2 protein-coding genes are annotated in these 3,023 nt (G+C 36.2%); both read left to right on the top strand.

Features of this window, described 5'->3' with window-relative positions:
* The coding region (locus tag L2D08_RS23520; protein WP_242237966.1) for an OmpL47-type beta-barrel domain-containing protein at positions 1-1,195 on the top strand (1,195 nt) is incomplete at its 5' end.
* Between the two features lie 224 nt (positions 1,196-1,419).
* Positions 1,420-3,023 (top strand): Ig-like domain-containing protein (locus tag L2D08_RS23525; protein WP_242237968.1); only part of this gene is annotated, 1,604 nt, incomplete at its 3' end.

Here is a 3,023-nt window from a genome sequence, read left to right on the forward strand (position 1 = left end):
TGGGAACGAGGTTATAATCACAGGCACGAGATTACCTGACCAAAGTACAACTAGCTTCACCGTAAATAATGAAAACGAAGATTCTGTTGCACCAGAAGCACCAACAGTGAATGAAGTAACTGATGCTTCATTGAGTATTACAGGATCAGCAGAAAAAGGTTCAATAATCACCGTGAGATCAGGAACTACCACATTAGGAACAGCAACCACAACGATTGGTGGGGACTATGTGGTCACCATATTAAAGCAAATGGCAGGAACAAAGCTAGAGATTACAGCAACAGATGCAGCAGGTAATATTAGTGAAGCTAAAGAAGTTATAGTGAGTGATAAAACACCTCCTTTAACAGAAACTCTTCCTTTTGAGAAAAGCTGGACAAACAAAGATGTAACAATAGAACTGAAAGCGAAAGACAACTTTTCAGGAGTAGAAAAAACAGAATACAGTTATGATGCAGTCACATGGACATTGTACAATCAGCCAATTTCAATTTCTGCTGAAGGAGAAACAAAAATCTATTTTCGAAGTATAGATGTGGCTGGGAATATGGAAGAGACACGTTTTGAATCTGTAAAAATCGATAAAGTAGCGCCAAAAACAAAAGCGATATCTTCAGCTACTAGCTGGACGAATAAAGACGTAACCGTAAAATTGACGGCAGAAGATAACTCTTCGGAAGTAGAGAAAACAGAGTACAGCTACGATGGAGTTGTGTGGAAACCATACAGTCAGCCAGTCACTATTTCTACTGAAGGAAAAACAACATTTCATTATCGTAGTACAGACGCGGCAGGTAACACCGAAGAAGAACAGTTGCTTTCTGTAAAAATTGATAAAACAGCCCCATTGTTAGAGATAATGCTTGATAAAAGCGAATTGTGGTCACCAAATCACAAAATGATGACTATAAATGCTGACGTAATAGAAAGCGACTCGCTTTCCGGGATTGACAAGACACAACTCGTTTCGATTGTAAGCAGTGAAAATGATGTTGGGTATAACAGGGATGACCAGCCATTTGATATCCAAGAAGCTACCTATGGCACACTTGATGTTTCATTCGATTTACGTGCGGAAAGATTTACAAAGGATGGCCGGATTTACACTGTCACTTATAAAGCTACAGACATTGCTGGGAATGAAGCAATTGAAACTGCGATCGTAACTGTGCCACATAATAAGAATATAAAATAATATTTTACGATGTAAAAATAGGAGGGCTATCGCTCTTCCTGTTTTTATTTTGGGTAGATAATTAGCGGAAGAACCAAGAGAGAAATCAAAATAGGCTGTCAAGTTCCTATACATATAATTGCATACAAAAGCAGGTAACGTAAAACAACACAAACTTATCGTTCCAATTGAGGAAAAATTAACCTATAATTGGAATGAAGAAATAACATATTAGGGGGATTTAAATGAAAAAAGTAATTACTCTCTGCTTTTTATTTATGTTTTTTGCCATACCAGTAGAAATACTAGCTGAAGAAAACTTTGGAACTGAAATAAGTGGACTTATCAGTAAAGATACAACATGGAGTAAAGAGGGTAGCCCTTATAATTTAAGTGGGAATGTGTATGTGGATGAGGGCGTTACGTTAACTATTGAGGAAGGTGTCAGAATAATAAGCGATACAATTCTAAAAAAACAACTAACTGTAGAGGGGAAAATTGTTGTTCAGGGAACCGAGGACAAGATGGTTAATTTCGATAATATTTATTTCACTCTAAAATCAAACGATAATACACTTAATTACACCAGTTTTAATAATTATATAGTGTCTTTGAAGGGTAAAAACAATTTATTTTCGAACAGCTTATTTAACTCCTCGGTACATATAGACGGAGATAGTAATAGTTTCTCTAACAGTGACTTTAATCAAGTTAATATAAGAGGCAATAAAAATCTTATCAATGGCTGTAATATTAAGCCAGTACACAGTTTTGCAAGTTATGCTCTTTATATAGAGGACGGTGCTGAAAATAATAAGTTGAATAATTGTAAAGTAGAACATTTGAAAGACGGTGTCTGGATAGATGGTCATGAAAACCTAATTGAGAATTTTGTTGTTAGAAGCTTAGGGACAGGGATAAAAGTTTTCACGCTTAATTATTTTGGAACTACTCCTGATATTCTTATTAAGAATAGTAACATTGAGAATAGTAATATTGGAATAAGCATAGATAAAAACTCAAATAATACGCATATACTTAACTCAAAAATACAAAATAATTTAATAGGGGTAGATGCTAGGGCAAAAGTTAGTATAATCAATAATGATATTTCAAATAATGATAAAGGACTAATCATTAATAGGGTACCAGATTATAATACTCAGGCATCAACAATAACATTTAACAACATTTATAATAATAAAGAATTTAATCTAAAGGCAAAATACAACACTAAAGTAGATGCCCCCAATAATTATTGGGGGAGTAGTGATAAAACGATAATTGAAAAAGGTATCTATGATTTTTACGATGATTTTAGTTTAGCCAAAGTTATCTATGAGCCTTACTTAACAGAATTAATTAAAGATGAATTTTTAATAACTGTGAATGAAGTAACTGATCAATCTACGGAAGTAACAGGAGAAGCGGAAGCAGGCTCTACTGTAACGGTTAAGACTGGAACAATTGAACTGGGTACTGTAGAAGCCGGAATAGATGGCAAGTACAGCATTAGCATTCCAAAGCAGGCAGCGGGAACAGAAGTTGTTGTAACGGCCACTGATAAAGCCGGGAATGTAAGTGAAGCAGTAACGGTAACAGTAAAAGATATAACCGCTCCAGCATCACCGACGGTGAGCGAAGTAACAGACCAATCGACAAGTGTAGCAGGGGAAGCAGAAGCAGGGTCTACTGTAACGGTTAAGATCGGAACAACCGAACTAGGTACGGTGGAAGCTGGAACAGATGGGAAGTTCAGTGTTAGTATTCCAAAGCAGGCAGCTGGAACAGAAATCACTGTAACGGCAACTGATGAAGCGGGCAATGTAAGTGAAGCAGTAACGGTAAC

It is taken from the genome of Domibacillus sp. PGB-M46, assembly GCF_022668875.1.
Lineage (GTDB): Bacteria > Bacillota > Bacilli > Bacillales > Domibacillaceae > Domibacillus.